This window comes from Lysinibacillus sp. NPDC059133 (assembly GCF_042755925.1).
In the GTDB taxonomy this organism is placed as follows: domain Bacteria; phylum Bacillota; class Bacilli; order Bacillales_A; family Planococcaceae; genus Lysinibacillus.
The window spans coordinates 14,387-34,661 of sequence record NZ_JBHZDH010000003.1; the positions used below are offsets into that span (position 1 = coordinate 14,387).

Consider the following 20,275-nt stretch of genomic DNA (forward strand, 5'->3'; position numbering starts at 1 on the left):
TTAATCTCTTCCTTTCATTTTATTTGTAGGTAAGTGAATACGTTCTTTATGTGTATAAATATTAAGTGTGTTTTGGCGAATAAAACCTACCGTCGTAATACCGAGTTGCTCTGCCAATTGCAATGCTAATTCTGTTGGTGCTGATTTGGACAGCACAATTTCACAGCCAATTTTCGATACTTTAAGTAGAATTTCCGATGAAATCCTTCCGCTAAATACGATGATTTTGTCCTGAATGCTAATGTTGTTTTTTAGGCAATATCCATAAATTTTATCTAAGGCATTATGGCGCCCAATATCCATTCGACTTAATAAAACTCCATTCGTATCACATAGCGCTGCATTATGAACACCACCAGTTTGTTTGAATATTTCAGCCAACTCTTGCATATCTCGCATTAAACGAAAACAATCATCTGTTGTAATACGTACATGAATACCGTCCATTTTTTTAGCTACTAATGCATCATTAGCAAAAACAAACCCTTGGCGGCTCATGCCACAGCAAGAAGTAATGTAACGTTTATTTTGAATTTGTTGAAAGTAAGGATTCACACGCTTTGTTTTAACATGCACAAACCCTTCTTTTTCTTGGTGCCAAATGGCTTCAATATCTTCGTAATTGCGAATAATTCGTTCAGAAGCCAAATAGCCAATAACCATATCTTCTACATACTCTGGTGTACAAACCATCGTCACAAATTCTTGCTCATTAATCTTCACTGTGACAGCATATTCTGTGACAACAGTATCTTCTATTTCTTTGCTTTGATTTCCTTCAACACGAATGATGTCTCTTGTTACTGCTCGTTCCATATGGCATCCCCTTTATTCACTAATATTATTTTCAAAAACAAATACAGAAATAGCAAAATCCTCTTCAATTTTGATATCTGAAAATAAATGGAGTAACTTAGAACCCATCAGTTCTTCCATGCCTTCTGGTGGTGATTTAGCATACAAATCTTGAATCATTCTTGTACGTGCAGCATGAACCATCTTTAACCCTTCAGGTGTACTCGCAATAAATTTTTCTGTCGGTGTGATATTACCATACAAAGTTGACACAGCCATGTTCTCGACGAAAACAGTATGAATACGCTCTGGTCCTTTTCCAAATATATCTTTGCGTAGTTTTCGAATAATGTCGTTGAATTCATGCACTTTTTTTGACATTTTAACGATTCTCCCAACGTAATTAATCTTTTTATCCTATTTTTATGGGGGTCACCCTTATAGTTTGTTAATAATATAGCAACTTAAATAAAAATTAAAGAGAAAATATCCAATGATAATTATTCTCAATCAATAAATTTTACTATAATTATTGTCCATTTTGGCTGAAAAGGCTATAATAATTGGTATTACATATGGAATGAAAGTATTTTGATTCCTATGTCATGGTTTCATACAAATAAGTTTGAACTATTGGCATGGTGGTTTTAATATTTATATTCTATAGTTATATTGAATAAAAAATAAAAGTAGATTGAATTTTTAGCAAGGCCTGTTAAGAATTTTATCCACCATGAATAAATAGCATGTTTTAAACGTGCCTTTTCATGGTGGATTTTTTTATTTTTCAGCAATATCAACATTGACAACTCGTAATACATGTTTCTTCATCTATCTTAGTGTAGAAATTTGATAAATCGGGAAATGACATGATAACAAGACCATTTTTTAAATGAACAAGACATTCAAAATTAAAAAACTCGTAGTTCTATTCCCGGTTTATCCTCAGTATTAACCTGTTGCCAAAGAAGTCTTAAAGAACAAAAGGAGGAAATCACCTTGACTAAAATTAACATTAATGGCCAACCGTATGATGTAGCAGAGGGAGCTACAATACTTGATACCATTAATCAAAATGGCATCGCCCATCCACAAATTTGTCATGTACCATCTGTTGATCCTATCAAAACTTGTGATACATGTATCGTTGAAGTGAATGGACAATTAGTTCGCTCTTGTTCAACAAAAGCTATAGACGGCATGGATATCCAACTTACTTCTGATAAAGCGAAAGCTGCACAAACAGAAGCGATGGATCGTCTACTAGAAAACCATCTGCTGTATTGTACAGTTTGTGATAATAACAACGGAAATTGTACATTACACAACACAGCAGAATTAATGGAAATCGAACATCAAAAATATCCTTATCAACCAAAAGTTGAACCACACGAAGTAGACATGTCACACCCGTTTTATCGATATGATCCAAACCAATGTATCGCATGTGGACAATGTGTAGAGGTTTGTCAAAACTTACAAGTTAACGAAACATTATCTCTTGACTGGGAAGCCGAAAGACCAAAAATAGTTTGGGATGAAGGCGTTGCCATTAACGATTCTTCATGTGTAGGCTGTGGACAATGTGTTACTGTTTGTCCATGTAATGCCTTAATGGAAAAATCAATGCTTGGCGAAGCTGGTTTTATGACTGGGCTTAAACAAGAAACATTAGATCCGATGATTAATTTAATTAAGGAAGTTGAACCTGGTTATAGCGGTATCTTCGCTGTTTCTGAAGTCGAAGCTGCTATGCGTAGTAAACGTACTAAAAAGACAAAAACAGTTTGTACTTTCTGTGGAGTAGGTTGTTCGTTCGAAGTGTGGACAAAAGACCGCAAAATTTTAAAAGTGCAACCTTCTGACGGTCCTGTAAATGCTATTTCTACTTGTGTAAAAGGAAAATTCGGTTGGGACTTCATCAACTCTGAAGAACGAATTACAAAACCATTAATTCGTAAAAATGATGCATTTGTTGAATCTTCATGGGATGAAGCGCTTGACTTAATTGCTACTAAACTAGGTGGCATTCAAAAAGAACACGGTTCTGGTTCTGTCGGCTTTATTTCTTCTTCAAAAATTACAAACGAAGAAAACTACTTAATTCAAAAAATGGCACGTCAATTATTCGAAACAAACGACGTTGATAACTGCTCACGCTATTGTCAATCTCCAGCTACAGATGGCCTACTACGCACAGTTGGTATAGGTGGCGACGCTGGAACGATCAAAGATATCGCAAAAGCTGGCCTTGTTATTATTGTTGGGGCAAACCCTGCAGAAGGTCACCCTGTTTTAGCTACTCGTGTAAAACGTGCCCATAAGTTACACGGTCAAAAATTAATTGTTTCCGACATTCGTAAACATGAAATGGCTGAGCGTTCTGATATTTTCATGCGCCCAAAACAAGGAACAGACCAAGTATGGTTAATGGCCGTTACAAAATATATGATCGATCAAGGTTGGCATGATGAAGCCTTCATTAAAGAGAACGTGCACTTCTTTGATGATTTTAAAGATGTACTTGAAACATACACACTAGAATATGCAGAAAAAGAAACGGGCATTTCAAAAGAAACGTTGATAAATGTTGCTGAAATGATTCGTGATGCTGACGGTACATGTGTACTTTGGGGTATGGGTGTTACACAAAATACAGGTGGCTCATATACATCAGCTGCAATTTCTAACCTACTTCTAGCTACTGGTAACTATCGTCGTCCAGGTGCAGGTGCCTACCCTCTTCGTGGTCACAACAATGTTCAAGGTGCTTGTGATATGGGTACACTACCAAACCTATTACCAGGTAATCAAAAAGTAATAGACGACGAAGCACGTAAGAAATTTGAAGAAGCATATGGTGTGAAAATCAAACCTGAACCAGGTCGTACGAATATGGCAATGTTAGATGCTATCATGGAAGGTAAAATGAAAGCAATGTATTTAGTTGGGGAAGATATGGCACTTGTAGATTGCGATGCTAACCATGTAGATAAAGTACTTTCACAATTAGACTTCTTTGTTGTACAAGATTGCTTCCTTTCACGTACAGCACAATATGCGGATGTTATTTTACCAGCAGCACCTTCTCTTGAAAAAGAAGGTACTTTCACGAATACAGAGCGTCGTGTGCAACGACTATATCAAGTATTACCAACACTTGGTGAATCAAAAGCCGATTGGGAAATCCTACAAACAGTTGCCCGCCGCTTAGGTGCTGACTGGAATTACAGTCACCCAAGTGAAATCTTTGCTGAAATGGCTAGTCTTGCTCCATTCTTCTCGCAAGCGAACTATGATGTATTAGAAGATTGGGGTAGCTTCTGTTGGGGTAGCCATGATGGTAAAGACACACCTTTACTATATGAGGATGGCTTTAACTTCCCTGACAAAAAAGCTCGTTTTGCTTTAAATGATTGGATCAGACCGGTTGAATATGAAGCACAATATGATTGCCATATTAACAACGGTCGTATGCTTGAACACTTCCATGAAGGTAATATGACAAATAAATCAAAAGGTATTCAATCGAAAGTACCTGAAATTTTTGTTGAAGTATCACCAGAACTAGCAAAAGAACGCGGCATTGAAGATGGAGCTCTTCTTCGTTTAGTGTCTCCTCAAGGCGCATTAAAATTAAATGCCCTAGTAACAGATCGCGTACAAGGAAATGAACTTTTCTTACCTATGAACTCTGTTAGCAAAGATTCAGCGATTAATTTCTTAACGGGCCCAGCTGGAGACATCAATACATCCACACCAGCGTACAAACAAACAAAAGTACGCGTAGAAGTATTGAAACAAAAAGGAAAATCGCCACTTCCTAGAACAAACCCGCGTTATAAAAAACGTCATCCACAAAATGGTGTTGAGGTAGAACGCAAATGGAATCGTCCTGGCTACGTTCACTTAACAACTAACGAAAGGGAGTGAGTTCATGGCAGCACCAATTACAACAATTCAAAAAGCGCAAAAAACAGAAGAACAATTAAAGGAAGAAAAGTTAGGGAATTTAAAGCAACTTCTTTCTGAGAATGAAGAAATGGTTAACCAGGTCTTTACGATCATGGCAGAACTAAATGATATTGGAGCACTAGAAGCAGCTACGAAACTACTTGAAGCAAAAGAGGATGTTGCCCATATTGCACTTGGTCAATTAACTCGTAAGCCTGTTACGAATATCATCAACAACTTAATGGGTGTTGCGGGAGCATTAACCGAACTGAACCCAGAAACAACAACAAAGCTGATTGAAGGCTTAAATACTGGCTTAGATGAAGCGAACAAAGCCGTTGAATCTGATGAAAAAGTTAGTGCCTTTAAGCTGTTCAAAATGCTAAACGATCCTGATGTTAATCGTGCTGTGAATTTTGGCGCTCACTTCTTAAAAGGGCTAGGCAAAGGCCTAAAATAGGAGGATGGTTATATGCTAACGAACGAGCACATTTTAAAAACTTTACAGAAAGTTGATGACCCAGAACTTCATAAAAGCATCGTTGACTTGAATATGGTACGCAATATTCAAGTCAATGGTACGCATATCTCACTTGATATTATCTTGACTATTCAAGGTTGTCCTTTGAAAGCCAAAATCCAACAAGATGTTGAAGAAGCGTTGAAAGCAATCGGCGCATCAAATGTCTCCATTACATTTGGTTCTATGACAGATGACGAACGTCGTAGTTTAACAGCTTCTTTAAAATCAGAAAAAGTTACGGATAAAGGTATGCCTAAAATGCTTCTACCCGATTCTGGTGTCAAATTTATCGCAGTTACTAGTGGTAAAGGTGGCGTCGGTAAGTCTACCGTGACGATTAACTTAGCAGTAGCTCTTGCCCGACTTGGCAAACGTGTAGGTATTTTAGACGCCGACATATATGGATTCAGTATTCCTGCCATGATGAAGATTGATCAAAAGCCAACAATGATTGACCAAACAGCTATTCCAGTCATAAGTCACGGTGTAAAAATCATGTCGATGGGCTTTTTCACAAACGAAAACCAACCTGTCATGTGGCGTGGTCCAATGCTCAACAAATGGATTCGTAATTTCCTTGTCAATACACATTGGGATGAACTAGATTATCTCCTCATAGATTTACCACCTGGTACAGGAGATGTAGCCATTGATATGGCGGCAATGATTCCACAGGCACAAGAAATTATTGTCACAACACCGCACCTTGCAGCTTCCCATGTTGCTTCTCGTGCAGGTTTGATGGCTCAACATACGAACCACTCAATTCTTGGTGTTGTTGAAAACATGGCTTACTTTGAAAATGCAAATGGTGAAAAGAACTATCTATTCGGTCAAGGTGGCGCCGAAAAATTGGCAGATGAGCTTCAAACAAGTATCATCGCTCAAGTTCCATTTGCGCAACCTGAGGAAAATACAGGTTCTTCCGTTTACGACGAAGATTCTATTATTGGTGAAGTATTTACCCACCTTGCAGAAGATTTGATGCATCAATAAAAATGCAGGCTAAAGCAAGAAAACCCTTGACTCGTTCTTATACGAGACAAGGGTTTTTTCATGGAGCCATGTTCAAATTTGAAACACTCCCCTACTATTTAGTTCAATAGCCTGCCTTCTTTAAAACCTGCATAAAATAAAAACGGTACGTATTTTTAACGAAAGAATCTAAAGGCAGCCCAACATTTAATTGATACTTCGTAAAAATAAAATAAAAACGCTTATCCCATTTTAACCGTAATAATTCCCCAGCATCTTCACCGTATTTCTCCGTAAATTCCTCAATTAAAGGTTCAATCATATAGTAGCAATAGTCTTTTAAGTTTGCGAGAGCCTCTATATCTTTCTCCTTTTGAAAACGTGTAATCCAATCTACTAATTGTTCATTCATTTTAAAATCCATCTCTCTATAATTTTGAGTTTCTTCCTATTAAATTATAACTCTTTTTGTAAGTTTTCGCTTCTCTCATTTCTTAGACATTTGGATTGATAAAATCAATAACTAAATTTGAAAAGAGGCTGGGACATAACTCGTTTATTTTGAAAAATAGCGAAAAGAGATAATAACTTTTCCGCTTCATCAAATTGAATTTCCCCATCTAAAATCAAAAAAATGTTAGACCGATTATATCGGTCTAACATTTTTCTTTTTGTCCCAGCTTCTTTTTATGAGGACTCTTCTTTTTATTTAATTTCTTTCCATAAAGACAATGCGAATATCCAATTCGGATCTCCATACCCTTGATAGCTTTGAACAGCTTCATATTTTTTACCTTGGTGCTCTACTTTATCACCTTTTGTGTACGCTTTAATTGGGCTCCATTGCTCATAAGACGACCCTTGCTCTTTTGTAGTTACAGTGAAAATGGAACTTTTAATAGATTCATTTCCAGCTGCATCAACGGCAGTGACCGCATACTTATAAGTTGTATTTGATTGAAGATTCTTGTCCATAAAGGATGTAGTTTTCGATGTTCCAACTACAGTCATTTGTCCTACTGATGTCCCTCGGTAGATAACATAATGGTCAACCGCTACATTATCCTCTGATGCACTCCACATTAAGTCCACACTTGAGGATGTTACGCCCATCGTGTGCAGTGCAGTTGGTTGCGTTGGTGCTTCTGTATCTGGAACTGCAATCGTTGTCTCTACAGCTATAGACTCACTTTCTTTAGAAACATTTCCAGCTGCATCCACTGCCTTTACTGTATATGTATATTTTGTATTCGCTTTTAAATTTTTATCTGTGAATGTAGTTCCCGGTACATTTCCAACTACTTTACCATCACGGAAAACTTGATATTCTTTTACACCCACATTGTCCGTAGAAGGATTCCATTTTAGCTCAGCACTGTTAGAAGTAACTTTCGTTGCTTGTAATCCATTTGGTTGAGATGGAGCTTCCTTATCTACATCCACATTATTCACCAAATTAACATCAATTACATTATAGAAAGCATTTGCAGTATTCGATACATCCCAAACAGCTAAAATAACGTGGTAGCCACTACGATCAGTTGGTACGTTAATTGTATGAGTTAAATTAGTTGATGCTTCAGTACCGTTATGTTCAACAGTTCCAATTGGCTCAAGATCAGCACGGGTTAATGGCTTATTAGGATCCCATCCCTTTTTCGTAATATAATAGTGCCATTTACTTGTTAAATGCGACTGAGTGTACTTCCATTTAAAGGTATTTGATCCTCCTGTAATCGTATTCTTAAACCAGCGATTTACGGATTGTTGATCTAGGATGCCATCAAACTGACCTCCTGCAGATGCAATTTTACCATCAACTGGTCCACCTTGTGGAAATCCTTTTTTGGCCTCTAAGCTCTGTGGCTCATACATAACCCTTCCACAACTCAAGTTAAGCGCGCCATAACTTTGGCTACATAAGGCAGCACGGCTAGCTGGTTTTTCAACAAACCCATGTGCAGATGCATTTGGTGCCATTGCAATCCCCATGATTCCCGCTGCTAATAATGCAGCACTTATCCCCTTTTTACTCTTACTTAATTTCGTGAATTTAATGTTCATATAACTAGTCTCCTTATTTTGAAATTGTGTTTCTATTGGTATAATAGCTACGAATTTACTAATAAGCAAACTATGAATAAACATGATAAAAGGTGTATTAAGTGAGTATGTTTTTCCTCAAACTATATAGATAAATAGCGCTAAATGTAATAAATATCTTATAATTTTGTTATATTTCATTCAAAAGTGCTATAAATTTCAACAAAACGTTCATAAAGTGTTCAAGTTAAATTTGTCATTTTTACGATTTCAACAAAGAAATAAAGACTAAAAAAACAGCTCATGCTTCCTAGGCATGAGCTATTTTCACATTAGACTGCTGGATCATAACTTTCGAAGTACTTTCAATTCCATACCAACTCTTTTGCTTCTTTATTATCTATCTGAAATATATAAAAACTATTATTAATGAGATCAGAGGAAAACTTCGAAATTGTTTTAAAGCCACCTGGTGTCAATGATTACGAAATATCTACTAATAGTTAAAAATGAATACTAGACCCTTATTCTAATTTGCGAGCCCTTTATTATATTCAAGCCATTTTTCCATTTCTCTCTCCACAGCTCGATTTTGCCATTCAAACCAAATACCAGAACATTCACTGCAATGACTGTCTACCCCGCTTTTATTATGCATATCTTTACGTGTAAATACAGTTTTTTTACGACAGCTGTAGCAGTAAACTTCTTTCTCTTTATCAAATTCCATACCTATCAACTCCAACATTTTACACGTATTTATTTCCTTTTTTCATATAAATTATTCTAATTTTATAAAAGAATCATTACGGAGAGAGAATGGCATTATGTATTAACAGATATGGTTAACTGGAAAGAACCGAATTTTTTTGATTACTCTATGATTGTTATTTACTCACTCTGTTTCTTATTAGCGATAGTTAACATTGTTCTGTATTTTACGAAAAGGAGAGGATAAATTTGACGGATCAGAAGACTTCGGAAGCGCAGAAACGTGCTACACAAGCGTATCGGGAGAAAAATAGAGAAAAGACACGTAAGCAATCAGCTAAAAGTTCAGCAAAGTCTTATATTAATAAATATAGTGATTTAGACGATCTAGTTGAACTAAAGCAGCTTATAGCAGCTCGAGAAAAGGAATTACAAGGTGAATAAACACAAAATAGCCCAGGCTCAAAATTAATTGAGTACCTGGGCTTTTTTTGAAGTTGAAGTTTAGGTTTAGGAAAAATATGAAATCTTACATTAATAAAAAACACAACAACCTAAACAAATTCTGAACAAAAAACCACTCTACTAATGAGTGGTTTTCTTCATTAAAAATTAAAGTTTTACGATGTTTGCAGCTTGTGGTCCACGTTGGCCATCTTCTACTGAGAATTCAACTTTTTGACCTTCTTCAAGTGATTTGAATCCGTCACCTTGGATAGCTGAGAAGTGTGCGAATACATCTTTCCCGCCTTCCATTTCGATGAAACCAAAACCTTTGTCTGCGTTAAACCATTTCACTGTACCTTGTGCCATTTATAATGACCTCCATTAATTGTATTAAATAAAATCATACTACTACAAAAGAAAAAAATTCACATATTACAAAAAGTATCTAACAAAACACGATTACTCTTTGTAATATGTGAATTCATTGTTCCCTTGCAAACGATTTTATTACATCAACTATATGTTAAAAAATCATATTTGTCTAGTGTAAAAGCGAACTCATTAACTATAAACTAAGCTAAATGACCGCCAACAAGGTTTTCACGTTTAAGCGCTGTTCCAGCATCTGTGAACGATACTGCTCTTGATGCAAGTCCAAATTTTGCCCTAATTGCATCCATCGTATGACCAAGAATCTGTCGTTTGTCCTTACGATCATCAAATAAATCTAGTTGGATATTTCGCTCCGTTTCAAGTTTGGTCAACCTAACAGATAATTGGTGTGCTGGCTCCCCCTTCAAAATATTTATCTAACAGCTCAGTACATACCTTATATAGATCCATTGTTTCATTAATTGGAATTTCTTCCGTTTTAGAACAATAAAATCTTTTAGTCATTGCTCTATCACTGTACCTTGTAAAACAAAAAAACTGAAATGAATCACCAAAAATCTTAATGATCTTTATCCGCCTTTTTGAGACGACACCTGATTTCGATACATACATCATGTTTACTAATTGGTTACGTTTCATAGCTTTTATTAATTGTTCCTTCATCATTCCACACTCCTCTGGATAAGAACGTTTGTTTGTAACTGCATTAGAACAGATATTTGTATTTTGACAAGAAAAAGTTTTTGGAAATGACGGATTGTAAGATTAAGTGCAACACCCAGAAGTCAATATAAAGGAAGCCCATAACGACCTCGTGTAGAATGTAGTTACCACACCAACATTCAAACGGAGGAATCGTTATGAGCTATACCCATCTTACCATATCAGAACGTGTAAAAATAGAAACATACCTGGAACTTGATTATTCGATTCGTAAAATAGCGAAACTCTTAAATCGTCAACCTTCTACGATTTCCAGAGAAATAAAACGCCACGCCGGTAGGACGGCTGACGAAGCGCAAGTACGTTACCACCAAAATAAATCCAACTGTGGTGCCAAGTCAAAATGTACGCCAGAAGTAAAAGAAGCTGTTCAAGAAAAGTTGCGGGATACTTGGTCGCCTGAACAAATTGTCGGCCGCTTGTATCAAGGACAACTGAGTTTTAAAACCATCTATCGCTGGATTTACGATGGTCTTTTAGAAGTGCCTATAACCGTTCTCCGTCAAAAAGGAAAGCGCCAAAAACCCCGCGAAACAAGGGGAAGATTTAACATTGGCACACCAATTTCTAAACGCCCAAAAGAAGTACGTAAACGTGAAACCTTTGGACATTGGGAGTTAGATACAGTTGTATCTGGACGTGGGAAAGCAAAAGGTTCTGTAGCAACATTTATTGAGCGAATGACACGGTGGTATGTTGGCTTTTTGATACCAGATCGCTCAGCTCAATCAATGGAAAAAGCAGTACGTCTTCTTCATACTAAATTACCAAAAGGTACTATAAAAACAGCCACAACAGACAGAGGTAAAGAATTTAGCTGCTATAAAGTGTTAGAAAAAGACTTGAAAATTGATGTTTATTTTGCGGACGCCTATTCTTCTTGGCAACGTGGAAGTAACGAAAATGGGAATGGATTACTTCGAGAATTCTTCCCTAAGCAAACAAATTTCGAAGAAGTATCACCAGAAGAACTAACAGAATCATTAAACTATATCAACAACCGACCAAGAAAATGTCTTGGTTGGAAAACTGCAAACGAGGCTTTTAATGAGCAATTGTTGCACTTAATTTGACAAATCATCATATACAAAAAAAGATAATGCATATATTCCTTCCTCATTCCAATTTTCAATAATCGATTTTACCTTTTTGTACAAATATTCCGTTAAATTTAACATAGTAATCCTCCTACAAAAGTAGTTAATATATAATCCTTAGTAGTTTTCCATTCGGATAAAGTATTTTTCATAAATATCTATTGCTTCAATCTGTGGATTATTTAAATTAAATTTCAACTCACCCTCACGCTCTTCATCTTCTTCACCCAACCAACAAATATAAACTTCACAATAATCACCTTGTGGAAGCAACTCTTTTAGTAAGTGACATAAATAGAGAAAAGTCTTTTTGGATTTTTCATAGTTATGTGGTGAATGAATCTTTTGATATTCATTCATTTGCCAAATATGGTTACCTTTCTCACAAACTTCATAAATATAAGGCGTAGTAAAATGCTTCTGTTTAACTACATCACGATCTTCTTCATCCGAGAAAACATAATTAATTTCAACTTCATCCCCCGTATAATACTCATTAAGTTTTACTGAAAAATTTAAACCAATATAGGTTACTATACTCATTTTCACATACTCCTTGTTTTAGAGTGACTTTTATTTAACTCCTCATTGTTTAAGTCCTTCTTCAAGTACACTGCTTCGTTAGTAAAAAAACGTCCTCACTTGTTGGAGAAACGCCACCGTTCCAATTTCATTCCATAGAATACTTTACCTATCAAATCTTAACAATGTATTGCCTTATTTTATATATGTAATTTTTTCCTCTTTCAACTTAACTGCACCGTTAGTGGAATAGAAACAATCTTTTAGAAAACAGCCATTTTTTTGTTTTGCCTGTAAATCTGTGATATCGCAAACATCTGTCATATACTTTAATTGTTCTCCATTTTGGCAGGTGTAGCTTCCGGGTTATCACTTATAAATTCTTTTTGTGTTCTCCTAAGTGATACCACACCGAACTTATAACTTGTGCCTAGAAGTTCTAGAAAACTGAATGTCGGAAATTAATTTACGAGCCTTTGGTTATATTCAATCCACTTTTCCATTTCTCGCTCCACTGCTTCTAAATTACAAACTTTTTCATTAAGAATGATGAATGGCATTCAAGAATAGTGGTTTAATGAGACTACTGCTAACTTAACCTTTTAGCGGCTTAGTGCAATAACAGACTAGAAGCGTATTCGTGATACTTTTTCTTGTGTAGAAAATGTGTAGAAACTTTTCATTTTCTATCCTTTTCTAACGAATTCTCAAAAAAAGGAAAAGCGCCTCAAACCCTTGATAATAAAGGATTTGAAGCGCTTTTCAGTTGGTTCAAACTTAATCTATCTGAACCTTTAGACGTCCCAGGAGGGATTCGAACCCCCGACCGACGGCTTAGAAGGCCGTTGCTCTATCCTGCTGAGCTACTGAGACATGATGTTATTTTATGTAGTCCATATCAAGGACAATATTTATTATATGTTCTTTTTACGATAAAGTCAACATTAATTTTACTATGAAGGCAAGGTTTGCCTCATAATAATATTATATGATTTCATATACCCCGTTATGCCCTCTCGCTACTCTTTTTTTCTAATAACTTTTCTTTGCTAAAATAATGAAAAGCAATAAAACTGGAGGAAGCTATTATGTTTAAAGATTTAGTTGTCGTCGTAACTGGCGGTGCACAAGGAATCGGCAAAGGCATTGTGCTTGCGTATGCACGAAATGGTGCCAAAGTTATTATTGCCGATGTAAATAAAGAATTAGGGCTGCAATTAGAAAAAGATTTACTTGCGCAAGGTTATTCTGTTCTATTTGTTCAAACAGATGTTACAAAAGAACAGGACATCGTTTCTTTATTGCAAAAAGTAGTTGATCATTTTGGTACTATCCATATTTTAATTAATAATGCGGGTAAATTTCAACATAAATCTCTTTATGACATAAAATTGGACGAATGGAATGGAATGATATGATTCAAACAAATTTAACTTCTTTCAGCGGGTGTCCGAACACCAATGAAAAAAAGCAAACCAGATTCACTAAGCTTTTTTGAATCCGGTTTCCACTTTTGGTGAAAAAATTCTAGCTTTTTTACTCTTTGAATAATGGGCAATGGGTTGAATGCCCTGTATAGATTCCTTCACAAATGGAGCTAGTGTATTGCTTTCAATGTTAATATGGACTCGTTGTAGCTGCCATGGCATATGATCTATATCTATGCGAAATAGAGAGCTCTTCCATTTTGACCAAGAGTGATAACGTTCCACTAACCATTTATCAAAGGTAGAACTACTTATTTCACTAGCAATCGGTTGAAATGAAATTTTCAACCTTTCATCCGGTGCACCGTGATATAAACTTGTAAACGAAAAATGGTTCTCTTTTTGTTTTATAGATATTTTTGAATGGCGATATGATAAACCGCCCTTTGTAGCTAGTTGAACAATAAAATGATTCGTAACATCTAAGTTAAAGAAATAGATACCTTTCATGCCGTTATATGTAACATATGTCCGGACATTAAGCTGCAAATGGGAACCTACTCCTGGGAATGGTGGTAGAAATCTTAGTCGTTGTCCATTTACTTTAAAAAGGACAGCACTAAGCCAAGCGTTATTTTCATAGAGATCCAGTTGCAACTCTTGCGGAATGTACTGCTCTAAATCCTTAGGTGGTACTGGCCAGTGTAAGAACAACACATCTTGCCAAATCTGCGTCAAAACCCATGATTTACTCCACATAAAATAACTCCTTTCTGTAGTTAAATTCTTTCCTACAAAGGAGTTATTCAAACGAACATGACTATTTTTGTTCTGAATCCAACGTTTCATTTTCAACATATCGATAATATAAATTGCGCAGTTCGGATTCTTTATAATTGCCTAAATGACTTTTAAATTGTGGATGCACCAAAATACCATGATCTCGAAGTTGCTTCACAAACCACCCTTTTGAATACTTATGCACTGTACACATTCTCCTTCACTAATACTCTTACATAGCGTATGCTCAGGATTTTATGTAGTGACAATTTTTCCAAAAAATAAAAAACGAAGAAATTATCCTTCGTTTCATACTGTTGAAAACCAAAATGGGCCAAGGTAATTTTGGTGAATGTTATGCTCTTTAAATAAGGGTGATTTCCGTTTCAGGCTACTCGCTTTCGTACATAAGATACATACTATGTGAATTAGTTGATTGGAGTGGAGACTGGGCGACTCCTTGGGAATTAGCAAATTGAGGAACGAAGGCTAAAACCATCACCGTCCTGTGATAACGCCTTCGTGACCAACATCGTGTTGGCCCAAGCGGCTCATCGGACGCCCCCAGGAAGCTTTGCTCTGTGCGAAAGCGTAGCGACAGCAACAACAAAGCGCCCAGTCGGAACGGAAATCAACCCTTCACTTTGCCGAAGAGCCATATTTTATTTAATATAACTTTATTCCCTCGGTTTTCAACTTATGTGCCACAAAACGTTCGATATGGTTGGTTAGATGGTGTTGGTAATGTTGCATATTCCTGCTGCTCCTTACAATGCGCAAAAGGTTGAGCAAGAGCTTCTAGTAATCGCTCCATTACACTATAGTCTTCCCGTTCAACAGCAGCCTCTAATGCTTCTTCCACACGGTGATTTCGTGGAATTACTGCTGGATTATGATCGCGCATTAATTGTTGAGACATGTCTTTTGTTTCTTGCTGTCTTTCTAGTCTTGCAAGCCAATTCTTATGCCATTCTTTAAATTCATTTGTACTAAATAACGTCGAGTCATCAAATTTATTAAAGGTTAATGCGATAAAAATATTCGTGTAGTCTGCTTGATGTTGCTGCATTAACTTTAGAAGCTCTTCAATGAGTGCCATGTCCTGATCTTCTTCGTTGAACATCCCAAGCTTTGCTCGCATACCTGCTATCCAGTTTGCATAATACAACTGAGGATACTGCTTTAGAGCCTCTTGAGCTAAATGTATAGCATCTTCCTCATTTTCGTGGATTAACGGTATTAATGATTCGGCAAATCGTGTTAAATTCCATCCTCCGATATTAGGCTGGTTACCATATGCATAACGTCCTTGTCGATCAATAGAGCTAAATACTGTCCCTGAATCATAAGTATCCATGAAAGCGCAAGGACCATAATCAATCGTCTCCCCACTAATGGTCATATTATCTGTGTTCATGACCCCATGAATAAAACCAACTAGCTGCCATTTTGCAATAAGAGATGCTTGTTTCTTTATAACTTCCTCTAGTAGGGTTATATAACGGTTTTGAGCTTTATCAACATTGGGAAAGTGCCGTTCTAAAGCATAATCTGCCAATGCTTTTAGCTCCTCCTCCGTTCCAAAGTTCGCTGCATATTGGAAGGTTCCAACACGCAAATGACTGCTTGCAATACGTGTTAAAACTGCGCCCGGAAGCTCTGTTTCACGGACGATCGTTTCGCCTGTAGTCACGACAGCTAAGCTTCGAGTAGTTGGAATGCCAAGTGCATACATGGCTTCACTCATAATATATTCACGTAGCATTGGACCAAGTGCAGCCCTGCCATCTCCGCCACGTGAATAAGGCGTTCTTCCTGAGCCTTTTAGTGCGATATCAAAGCGTTCATGAGCTGGCGTTAGTTGTTCACCTAATAACAGTGCTCTTCCGTCTCCTAGCATGTTAAAGTGACCAAATTGATGCCCTGCATAAGCTTGTGCAATGGGTGAGCCTCCGGTCGGGTTGTTGTTACCCGTAAAAATCGCTACCGCTTCTTCACTTTTCAGAGCATTGCTGTTTAATCCAAGTGAATTGGCAACTGATTCATTTAACATGATTAACTTTGGTGAACGAACTGGATTTAAATTGATTGATGAATAAAAAATGCTTGGTAGGCGGGTATAGCTATTATCAAAATTCCATCCTATTGTATTTTCCATGTTTTCTCCTTTGTTCGTTTATATTTATTTTTTCTATTTCATCATAAACAATTCATAGCCATTTTTACCATTTGCATTGGGATAAAACAAAAAACGCTTAGAGTTTCTAAAACTTAAGCGTTTTTGTTTCATCATTTTCGCATAAACTTGTGGGTGAAAATACAGCTATTATCATCCGTAAAGAACTTTACTTCAAAACACGTGTCTTCAACCTCTACAAGGGCAAAGCTTTTTTCTTTACGATCTCGTGGTTTCAATAAGCTCCCAGGATTTAAAAATAACACATCATCAATCATTTCCGCCCCAAGAATATGAGAGTGACCAAAGCACGCAATTTGCGCGTTTACTTCTTTGGCACGATAGGATAATGACAAGATTGACGTTTTAACATTGAATAAATGGCCATGTGTGACAAAGACTGTGACGTCCTCTAAATCGAATACTACCTCATCAGGGTAGGCTTTATCGATGTCACAATTTCCTCGTACTTTCTTCGTGCCCTCCAATGCTTTATGGGCGAAAGGAAGCTCACTATCTCCACAATGAATGACAGCATCAACCTTTGGGTAAAAGCCTCGAACTTTTTCAATTACATTACTATCGCCATGTGTATCACTCATGACCAGTATTTGCATGGATATCACCTCTTATTTTATAAGATTAGGTAATTGGTCCTTCAACTTACGAATCGCATTCCCGCGATGGGAAATTGCTCCTTTTTCATCGGCTGTTAGCTCTGCCATCATACGGTTTAAGCTTGGGACAAAGAAGACTGGATCATAACCAAATCCGTTTGTACCACGTTTTTCGTGTGCAATAACACCTTCACAAGTACCAAAGACAGTTGTCGTTTCAAAATCAGGCCCTGCAATAGCAATGCAACAGCAGAAGCGTGCTGTACGCTTTTCAGCCTCGACATTTTTTAAGTTTTCTAGTAGTTTAACCATGTTGGCTTCATCATCATGATCACCAGCATAACGTGCAGAATACACACCTGGTTCACCATTTAATGCATCCACAGCTAAGCCACTATCATCGGCAATAACAATTGTACCAAGCTCTTTTGCTAATGCTTCTGCCTTTAAGATTGCATTTTCCTCAAAGGTAGTGCCTGTTTCTTCTATTTCCATATCCGGGGCAACATCAAACATCGTTACAACTTCATAGCCAAGTGGTCCAAATAACGCTTCGAAATCTTTTGCTTTTCCTTTATTTTTTGTCGCAATTACTACTTGTTTCATGTTATTCATTTCCTCCCACTTTGTTAGCCAATTCACCTAGTGTCTCTTTTTGAAGTGCAATCAATTGTTGAATGCCCTTTTCACCTAACTCCAGTAGTTCATTTAACTCTTCACGAGAAAAGGTTGCTTCTTCACCTGTACCTTGAAGCTCAACAAATCGTCCTGCTCCTGTCATGACGATATTCATATCTACAGCAGCAGCGACATCTTCAACGTAGTTTAAGTCTAAAATGGCCCCGTGATCCTCTACAATACCAACACTTGTTGCAGCTAAATAGTCTGTCACTGGGAATTTTTTAAATGGTTTTTCTTCAGCAAACTTAGCAATTGCCTGTGTCATCGCTACAAATGCTCCTGTTATTGAAGCTGTACGTGTCCCTCCGTCTGCTTGAATCACGTCGCAGTCAATCCATACAGTACGTTCGCCAAGTGCTTCTAAATCCACGATTGCACGTAATGCACGACCAATTAATCGTTGGATTTCCATTGTGCGGCCATTGACTTTACCACGAGATGATTCGCGTGCTGTACGCTGTGCTGTTGCACGAGGTAGCATCGAGTATTCTGCAGTAATCCATCCTTTGCCTTGTCCACGTAAAAAACCAGGAACCTTATCCTCAATCGTTGCTGTACAAATCACTTTCGTATTTCCTACTTGAATTAATACTGAGCCTTCTGGGTGCAATAGATACTCACTATCTATTTTCACAGGACGCAGTGCATCTACATTTCTACCATCATATCTTGTCATATTTTTCGTTCCTCCTAAAAACTTTCGCGCACTCATCTTAACATAATTTTGACCTTCAAAAAAGTACTCAGTCCCTATGTACAATGCTAAAAACGTCAAAAATCAGCCTAGCCCATAGCTAAGCTGATTTTTTATTTTAATGTCATACGTTTTATATGGAGTGTACCTTGCTCAAGCCAACTTTCGGAAATCGAACGGAAAATTGGAACAGAACCAGTTGCATAAAATTTATGAGCAGGCACAGCGTCTGGTTCAGCCAAAGTGCCATTATAAGCAAGCATTTCCTGAACATCCTTTGCTGTTTCCTCTGCGGAAGATAGCACAAAAACTTCTTCTCCTACAATAGCTTCAATTTGTTTTTGCAAAATTGGATAATGCGTACACCCTAGTATGACCGTATCAAATTGTTCATTTTTCAGCGGCTTTAAGCCTTCCGCAATTAATTTATTTGCAAATTCACCTTTATATTCGCCACTTTCTACAAGTGGTACGAATGTTGGACAAGCAAGTGGAATTATATGAGTTGACGTATTCAGTGATAATAAGGCTTCCTCATACGCTCCACTTTTAATTGTTCCTTCAGTTGCAAGCACAACGACTTCATGTCGCTTCGTTTTCTTTACAGCTGCACGTGCGCCAGCATTAATAACGCCTAGTACCGGAAAAGGCATATTTCTTTGTAAACTTTCGAGTGCTACTGCAGTCGCTGTATTACATGCAATGACGAGCATTTTGATATTCATTTTTTCTAGTGCTTTTGCCATTTGCCAAGTAAAATTCCGCACTTCTTGTCGAGTTCTTGGACCATACGGACATCTTGCTGTATCACCAATATAATAGATCGTTTCGTTTGGTAATAGCTTCATTATTTCTTTTGCTACGGTTAAACCGCCTACTCCTGAGTCAATAACGCCTATCGGGGCATTCATACTTTCCGCCTCAATCCTGTTTCATGTGTACATGTAGTTTTTCTAAATAGCTTGATAATTGCGCGACTTCTTGTTCGTTAAAACCAACAAGTTTCTCTTGCAAATATTGCTGTCTTTTTTCAATAACCTCTTGAATAATACGTTCGCCCTTTTCGAGAAGATGAACAACAACGACACGACGATCATTTTCGTCACGTACGCGCTTAACTAATTCATTTTTCTCCATTCGGTCCACTAAATCTGTTGTTGTACTAAAAGCTAAGTATAATCGATTTGACAGGTCGCCAATTGTTATATCTCCAAGCTCTTCTAACCACTGTAATGCAACAAATTGTGGCGGCGTAATCGCATATTGTGAAACAATCTCTCTTCCTTTTTGCTTCACAATCGCCGCTATATAGCGTAATTCCTTTTCAACCGTTGCAACGGTTTCAGGTGAGTGTTTTGTTACTTCATCCGACATATAACTATTTCACTCCTAAAAATGCGTTGAATAGTTCTATTTTGTCGTTTTTTTTCTGAAATAGCAAGTGTCCATTTAGTCTAATTTAAATTCTTCTAAGCGTAACAGCTCAATTAACGCCTGAGATCGATTCGTTACACCTAACTTTTGAATTGTATTGGAAATGTGATTTCGCACTGTTTTTTCACTAATACCAAGTTGCTCTGCAATATCCCTCGTTGTTTTTTCAGCTAATAAAAGCGCAAATATTTCACGTTCTCGGTTAGTTAAAAGAGAACGATGATGAGAGCCATTCATTTTCAGTTACACCCTCCTCCCCCGCACGTATTGTAACTTATGTTAA

General features: G+C 37.1%; 24 protein-coding genes and 1 tRNA gene. 6 read left to right on the top strand and 19 right to left on the bottom strand.

The window, feature by feature from the left end; genetic code table 11:
- A complete protein-coding gene (gene fdhD / locus ACFXN8_RS02585; protein ID WP_386842568.1) occupies positions 1-816 on the bottom strand; it encodes a formate dehydrogenase accessory sulfurtransferase FdhD in 816 nt (271 codons plus the stop codon).
- Positions 817-828: 12 nt separating this feature from the next.
- On the bottom strand, positions 829-1,176 hold the full coding sequence (locus tag ACFXN8_RS02590) for a Na-translocating system protein MpsC family protein (RefSeq protein ID WP_376075208.1): 348 nt from the start codon (positions 1,174-1,176) through the stop codon (positions 829-831).
- Positions 1,177-1,794: 618 nt separating this feature from the next.
- On the opposite strand from ACFXN8_RS02590, the gene fdhF reads away from it, so the two are divergent.
- The 3 genes from fdhF to ACFXN8_RS02605 are packed head-to-tail and all read left to right on the top strand — an operon-like array spanning position 1,795 to position 6,268.
- Entirely contained in the window at positions 1,795-4,728 is a 2,934-nt protein-coding gene (gene fdhF, locus ACFXN8_RS02595; RefSeq protein WP_386842570.1) for a formate dehydrogenase subunit alpha, read from the top strand.
- A gap of 4 nt (positions 4,729-4,732) precedes the next feature.
- Positions 4,733-5,209: a helical membrane plugin domain-containing protein gene (locus ACFXN8_RS02600; protein WP_386842572.1), complete on the top strand. Its 477-nt coding sequence runs from the start codon at positions 4,733-4,735 to the stop codon at positions 5,207-5,209.
- Between the two features lie 12 nt (positions 5,210-5,221).
- Positions 5,222-6,268, top strand: a complete 1,047-nt coding sequence (locus ACFXN8_RS02605; RefSeq protein ID WP_386842574.1) for an Mrp/NBP35 family ATP-binding protein — start codon at positions 5,222-5,224, stop codon at positions 6,266-6,268.
- Positions 6,269-6,371: 103 nt separating this feature from the next.
- Here ACFXN8_RS02605 and ACFXN8_RS02610 read toward each other — a convergent pair whose 3' ends face one another.
- The 3 genes from ACFXN8_RS02610 to ACFXN8_RS02620 form a co-directional block, all read right to left on the bottom strand.
- Positions 6,372-6,659, bottom strand: coding sequence for a hypothetical protein (locus ACFXN8_RS02610; RefSeq protein WP_049667586.1), 288 nt, complete (start codon positions 6,657-6,659; stop codon positions 6,372-6,374).
- 293 nt (positions 6,660-6,952) lie between these two features.
- A complete protein-coding gene (locus ACFXN8_RS02615) occupies positions 6,953-8,311 on the bottom strand; it encodes a lytic polysaccharide monooxygenase (protein WP_386842576.1) in 1,359 nt (452 codons plus the stop codon).
- Between the two features lie 508 nt (positions 8,312-8,819).
- Positions 8,820-9,020 (bottom strand): hypothetical protein, encoded by a 201-nt coding sequence (locus ACFXN8_RS02620; RefSeq protein WP_386842578.1) that lies wholly within the window; start codon positions 9,018-9,020, stop codon positions 8,820-8,822.
- 230 nt (positions 9,021-9,250) lie between these two features.
- Between ACFXN8_RS02620 and ACFXN8_RS02625 the strand changes: the two genes are divergently transcribed.
- On the top strand, positions 9,251-9,445 hold the full coding sequence (locus ACFXN8_RS02625) for a hypothetical protein (protein ID WP_386842580.1): 195 nt from the start codon (positions 9,251-9,253) through the stop codon (positions 9,443-9,445).
- Between the two features lie 168 nt (positions 9,446-9,613).
- Here the strand turns inward: ACFXN8_RS02625 and ACFXN8_RS02630 are convergent, their stop codons facing one another.
- The 3 genes from ACFXN8_RS02630 to ACFXN8_RS02640 all read right to left on the bottom strand — a co-directional run bounded on the left by ACFXN8_RS02630 (position 9,614) and on the right by ACFXN8_RS02640 (position 10,507).
- Positions 9,614-9,814, bottom strand: a complete 201-nt coding sequence (locus ACFXN8_RS02630) for a cold-shock protein (RefSeq protein WP_049664906.1) — start codon at positions 9,812-9,814, stop codon at positions 9,614-9,616.
- Positions 9,815-10,020: 206 nt separating this feature from the next.
- A complete protein-coding gene (locus ACFXN8_RS02635) occupies positions 10,021-10,212 on the bottom strand; it encodes a hypothetical protein (RefSeq protein ID WP_386842583.1) in 192 nt (63 codons plus the stop codon).
- 1 nt (position 10,213) lies between these two features.
- Positions 10,214-10,507, bottom strand: coding sequence for a hypothetical protein (locus ACFXN8_RS02640; protein WP_386842585.1), 294 nt, complete (start codon positions 10,505-10,507; stop codon positions 10,214-10,216).
- Positions 10,508-10,701: 194 nt separating this feature from the next.
- Here ACFXN8_RS02640 and ACFXN8_RS02645 point away from each other — a divergent pair, with 194 nt between their 5' ends.
- Positions 10,702-11,637 carry an IS30 family transposase gene (locus tag ACFXN8_RS02645; protein WP_386842587.1) on the top strand — a complete coding sequence of 312 codons (936 nt, stop codon included), beginning with the start codon at positions 10,702-10,704 and terminating at the stop codon, positions 11,635-11,637.
- A gap of 141 nt (positions 11,638-11,778) precedes the next feature.
- On the opposite strand, the gene ACFXN8_RS02650 is transcribed toward ACFXN8_RS02645, so the two are convergent.
- A complete protein-coding gene (locus tag ACFXN8_RS02650; protein WP_386842589.1) occupies positions 11,779-12,204 on the bottom strand; it encodes a hypothetical protein in 426 nt (141 codons plus the stop codon).
- A gap of 778 nt (positions 12,205-12,982) precedes the next feature.
- A tRNA-Arg gene (locus ACFXN8_RS02655) sits at positions 12,983-13,056 on the bottom strand.
- A 215-nt stretch (positions 13,057-13,271) separates the two neighbouring features.
- Here ACFXN8_RS02655 and ACFXN8_RS02660 point away from each other — a divergent pair.
- The gene (locus ACFXN8_RS02660; RefSeq protein ID WP_386842591.1) at positions 13,272-13,601 is read left to right on the top strand and encodes an SDR family NAD(P)-dependent oxidoreductase; all 330 of its coding nucleotides are present in this window, start codon (positions 13,272-13,274) and stop codon (positions 13,599-13,601) included.
- Between the two features lie 66 nt (positions 13,602-13,667).
- On the opposite strand, the gene ACFXN8_RS02665 is transcribed toward ACFXN8_RS02660, so the two are convergent.
- The 9 genes from ACFXN8_RS02665 to ACFXN8_RS02705 all read right to left on the bottom strand — a co-directional run bounded on the left by ACFXN8_RS02665 (position 13,668) and on the right by ACFXN8_RS02705 (position 20,229).
- The gene (locus ACFXN8_RS02665; RefSeq protein ID WP_386842593.1) at positions 13,668-14,369 is read right to left on the bottom strand and encodes a YqjF family protein; all 702 of its coding nucleotides are present in this window, start codon (positions 14,367-14,369) and stop codon (positions 13,668-13,670) included.
- A gap of 61 nt (positions 14,370-14,430) precedes the next feature.
- Entirely contained in the window at positions 14,431-14,604 is a 174-nt protein-coding gene (locus ACFXN8_RS02670; RefSeq protein ID WP_376075182.1) for a DUF2639 domain-containing protein, read from the bottom strand.
- A 483-nt stretch (positions 14,605-15,087) separates the two neighbouring features.
- Complete coding sequence (locus tag ACFXN8_RS02675; RefSeq protein WP_386842595.1) at positions 15,088-16,548, bottom strand: protein adenylyltransferase SelO; 1,461 nt, start codon at positions 16,546-16,548, stop codon at positions 15,088-15,090.
- A 131-nt stretch (positions 16,549-16,679) separates the two neighbouring features.
- Positions 16,680-17,183 carry a metallophosphoesterase gene (locus ACFXN8_RS02680; RefSeq protein WP_386842597.1) on the bottom strand — a complete coding sequence of 168 codons (504 nt, stop codon included), beginning with the start codon at positions 17,181-17,183 and terminating at the stop codon, positions 16,680-16,682.
- Positions 17,184-17,195: 12 nt separating this feature from the next.
- Positions 17,196-17,789 carry an XTP/dITP diphosphatase gene (locus tag ACFXN8_RS02685; protein ID WP_386842599.1) on the bottom strand — a complete coding sequence of 198 codons (594 nt, stop codon included), beginning with the start codon at positions 17,787-17,789 and terminating at the stop codon, positions 17,196-17,198.
- Between the two features lies 1 nt (position 17,790).
- Entirely contained in the window at positions 17,791-18,540 is a 750-nt protein-coding gene (gene rph, locus ACFXN8_RS02690) for a ribonuclease PH (protein WP_376075173.1), read from the bottom strand.
- A 131-nt stretch (positions 18,541-18,671) separates the two neighbouring features.
- Entirely contained in the window at positions 18,672-19,469 is a 798-nt protein-coding gene (gene racE, locus ACFXN8_RS02695) for a glutamate racemase (protein ID WP_386842602.1), read from the bottom strand.
- Between the two features lie 10 nt (positions 19,470-19,479).
- Positions 19,480-19,932 carry a MarR family winged helix-turn-helix transcriptional regulator gene (locus ACFXN8_RS02700; RefSeq protein ID WP_053484913.1) on the bottom strand — a complete coding sequence of 151 codons (453 nt, stop codon included), beginning with the start codon at positions 19,930-19,932 and terminating at the stop codon, positions 19,480-19,482.
- A gap of 75 nt (positions 19,933-20,007) precedes the next feature.
- On the bottom strand, positions 20,008-20,229 hold the full coding sequence (locus ACFXN8_RS02705; RefSeq protein WP_004226437.1) for a helix-turn-helix domain-containing protein: 222 nt from the start codon (positions 20,227-20,229) through the stop codon (positions 20,008-20,010).
- Between the last annotated feature and the right edge of the window lie 46 nt (positions 20,230-20,275).